The sequence below is a fragment of the Citrobacter sp. wls826 genome (assembly GCF_005281245.1).
In the GTDB taxonomy this organism is placed as follows: Bacteria; Pseudomonadota; Gammaproteobacteria; order Enterobacterales; family Enterobacteriaceae; genus Citrobacter; species Citrobacter braakii.
Genome location: NZ_SZWS01000024.1, coordinates 111,497 through 114,470 on the forward strand (window position 1 = coordinate 111,497; position 2,974 = coordinate 114,470).

Here is a 2,974-nt window from a genome sequence, read left to right on the forward strand (position 1 = left end):
GTAGCCCGTCGCAGGTCTGCATTGCAGCGGAAATCGCCATGGAGCATAACCTGGGGCTGACCTGCGATCCGGTAGCCGGACAGGTGCAAATACCGTGCATTGAACGTAATGCGATCAACGCAGTAAAAGCCGTCAACGCCGCGCGCATGGCGCTACGTCGAACGTCAGAACCACGCGTTTCGCTCGATAAAGTGATCGAGACCATGTATGAAACGGGCAAAGATATGAACGACAAATACCGTGAAACCTCACGCGGTGGGTTGGCAATTAAAGTGGTTTGTACCTGAGGTGTAAAGCCGTGCCTGGTCAGCGCAGCGCTATCCGGCAATAAATTAATCAATATGGCATGATAAAAAAAGGTGCACGTTAGTGCGCCTTTTTTGTTGTGATCTGCTTCAAATATAGAAATTCAATTCTTTATATGGAAATAAAAGAGAAAATATTTCTTAACTTTTAGAAATTACAGGGGTTTGTTTGTGAAGTTTTTCTCTGATCCTGCGCGTATGATTTCCTCATTACTCCAATAGCTCACCTGCACCGTAGTACTGCGTATCGCATTGAGGCAGTACGAAAAAAATATAAAAACCTCTACCTACATATTGAGCGGAAAATTATGGAAACGGCAACGAATAACAGCGTAATACTCGACGCATCTGCTCCGGCACGTCGGGCGGGAATGACCGAAAGTGAATGGCGCGAAGCCATTAAATTCGACAGCATGGACACCGGCTGGGTCATTATGAGTATCGGTATGGCAATTGGTGCGGGGATTGTTTTTCTTCCCGTCCAGGTGGGTTTGATGGGGCTGTGGGTGTTTTTGCTCTCCTCTATCATCGGCTACCCAGCCATGTATCTGTTCCAGCGTCTGTTTATTAATACGCTGGCTGAGTCCCCAGAGTGTAAAGACTACCCGAGCGTGATCAGCGGCTATCTGGGTAAGAACTGGGGCATCCTGTTAGGTGCGTTGTATTTTGTGATGCTGGTTATCTGGATGTTCGTCTATTCCACCGCCATCACCAACGATAGCGCCTCCTACCTGCATACTTTTGGCGTTACTGAAGGTTTACTGTCCGACAGCCCGTTCTATGGACTGGTGCTGATTTGCATCCTGGTGGCTATCTCGTCCCGCGGGGAAAAACTGCTGTTTAAAATCTCCACCGGTATGGTACTGACCAAGCTGCTGGTGGTGGCGGCGCTTGGCGTGTCGATGGTTGGGATGTGGCATTTATATAACGTAGGTTCACTGCCGCCGATGGCACTGTTGATCAAAAACGCGATTATCACGCTGCCGTTTACCCTGACCTCGATTCTGTTTATTCAGACCTTAAGCCCGATGGTTATCTCCTATCGTTCTCGCAATAAATCCATTGAAGTGGCACGCCATAAAGCCCTGCGAGCCATGAATATTGCGTTCGGTATTCTGTTTGTGACCGTCTTTTTCTACGCCGTTTCCTTCACGCTAGCGATGGGCCATGACGAAGCGGTTAAAGCTTATGAGCAGAACATTTCCGCTCTGGCGATTGCCGCGCAGTTTATCAGCGGCGCGGGTGCTGGCTGGGTGAAAATCGTCAGCGTTATTCTGAACATCTTTGCCGTAATGACCGCTTTCTTCGGCGTTTACTTAGGGTTCCGTGAAGCCACTCAAGGGATCGTGATGAACGTGCTGCGCCGCAAAATGCCAGCCGAGAAAATCAATGAGACCCTGGTTCAGCGCGGCATTATGGTTTTCGCTATCCTGCTGGCGTGGGGAGCCATTGTGCTCAATGCGCCGGTACTGAGCTTCACTTCTATTTGTAGCCCTATCTTCGGCATGGTGGGATGTCTGATCCCGGCCTGGTTGGTCTACAAAGTTCCTGCACTGCACAAATACAAAGGCGCTTCCCTGTATCTGATTATTGTCACGGGCCTGCTGCTGTGCGTTTCTCCGTTCCTGGCATTTTCCTGAGATATCTGAGCAAAGGTTGTTGTTATGTTTGAGACTACATTGAATCCATTATGGGATAGTTTTATCCGCGCGGTGCAGGAAGAAGTTAAGCCTGCGCTGGGCTGCACGGAACCTATCTCTCTGGCTCTGGCGGCAGCGGTCGCCTCCTCTGAGCTGGACGGCGCGGTTGAACGCATTGATGCGTGGGTCTCACCGAACCTGATGAAAAACGGCATGGGCGTTACCGTGCCGGGTACCGGAATGGTTGGGCTGCCTGTCGCGGCGGCACTGGGTGCGCTGGGGGGAAATGCCCACGCCGGTTTAGAGGTACTGAAAGACGCCTCGCCTCAAGCGATTGCCGATGCGAAAGCGATGCTTACCGCCGGGAAGGTCGCGGTGATGCTGCAGGAGCCATGCGAGGACATTCTCTTCTCCCGTGCGAAGGTTTATAGCGCTGAGGGATGGGCGTGCGTGACGATTGTTGGTGGTCATACCAACATTGTGCACATTGAGACCAATAAGGGCGTGGTGTTCACGACAGAACAGAACGCTCAGGAAGAGGAGCAAGAGTCGCCGTTGGCGGTATTGTCTCACACATCGCTGGAAGAGATTCTGGCGTTCGTGAACGCGGTACCGTTTGAGTCAATCCGCTTTATTCTCGATGCGGCGAAACTGAACGGTGCGCTGTCCCAGGAAGGGCTGCGCGGTAACTGGGGCTTGCACATCGGAACCACGCTTGAGAAGCAGTGCGCGCGTGGCTTGCTGGCGAACGATCTCTCCACCTCTATTCTGATCCGCACCAGTGCGGCATCGGATGCGCGAATGGGCGGGGCGACGCTTCCGGCAATGAGCAACTCGGGCTCCGGTAATCAGGGGATTACCGCGACCGTTCCGGTAATGGTGGTGGCTGAGCACTTTGGTGCGGATGAAGAAAAACTGGCGCGTGCGCTGATGTTGTCTCACCTGAGCGCTATCTACATCCATCATCAGCTTCCGCGTTTGTCTGCATTGTGTGCGGCAACCACGGCGGCGATGGGCGCCGCGGCGGGG

3 protein-coding genes are annotated in these 2,974 nt (G+C 52.6%); all 3 read left to right on the forward strand.

What is annotated here, in order from left to right; translation table 11 throughout:
• A partial coding sequence (locus FDW87_RS21855) for an L-serine ammonia-lyase, iron-sulfur-dependent, subunit alpha (RefSeq protein ID WP_252363022.1) occupies positions 1–287 on the forward strand: 287 nt, incomplete at its 5' end.
• A 326-nt stretch (positions 288–613) separates the two neighbouring features.
• The gene (locus FDW87_RS05605; RefSeq protein ID WP_016157542.1) at positions 614–1,945 is read left to right on the forward strand and encodes an amino acid permease; all 1,332 of its coding nucleotides are present in this window, start codon (positions 614–616) and stop codon (positions 1,943–1,945) included.
• Between the two features lie 24 nt (positions 1,946–1,969).
• The coding region (locus tag FDW87_RS05610) for a serine dehydratase subunit alpha family protein (RefSeq protein ID WP_252363023.1) at positions 1,970–2,974 on the forward strand (1,005 nt) is incomplete at its 3' end.

Coding starts and splice junctions, on each gene's coding strand:
- FDW87_RS05605 (WP_016157542.1), top strand. CDS start 614: ATGGAAACGGCAACGAATAACAGCGTAATACTCGACGCATCTGCTCCG.